Annotated in this window: 2 protein-coding genes; both read right to left on the reverse strand. The window is 49.5% G+C overall.

The annotated features are described in order from the left end of the window. On the reverse strand, positions 1-284 hold a 284-nt coding region (locus GTN70_08870; protein ID NIO17095.1), incomplete at its 3' end, for a serine O-acetyltransferase. Positions 285-339: 55 nt separating this feature from the next. After that, the coding region (locus GTN70_08875) for a hypothetical protein (protein ID NIO17096.1) at positions 340-582 on the reverse strand (243 nt) is incomplete at its 5' end.

Below are 582 nucleotides of genomic sequence, written 5' to 3' on the forward strand. Positions count from 1 at the left end.
CCTACCTCGGCGGTTTCACCGATGACGACGCCCATCCCGTGGTCGATAAAGAAGCCCGGGCCAAGATCCGCGCCGGGATGTATCTCTATTCCCGTTAGAAACCTCGAGATGTGCGATATGAGCCTCCCCAAGAGCTTGAGGTTTTTCTTCCATGACCAGTGGGCCATTCGGTGCATCCATACTGCGTGTAGTCCGGGGTAGCAGAGAAGGATTTCGGCCACGCTACGGGATGCTGGATCCCGTTCAAATGTCACCTTAATGTCTCTCCTGATGGTCTCAAACATATCTCCTCCTTCGTTAAGTATACTAATTTTGTCAATTATTTTAGCAAAAAAAATGCTAAAGCTCAATAAAGGGCAATATTTTTTTCAGCCTTTTTCTCTTCACACCCTTTACGTTGAGCAGGTTCTCGAAGGTGGTAAACCTCCCTTCTCTCTCCCGGTACCGGACTATATTTTCGGCTGTTTCGTCAGATATCCCCGGCAGCAGGGAAAGTTCCCCTGCAGTTGCCCGGTTGACGTTGATCCTGATTCCGGCGATCATCTTTTTCCTCGAGTCCCTTTCTACGCTTTCCCTTTCCTC

It is taken from the genome of Deltaproteobacteria bacterium (genome assembly GCA_011773515.1).
In the GTDB taxonomy this organism is placed as follows: Bacteria; Desulfobacterota; Deferrimicrobia; order J040; family J040; genus WVXK01.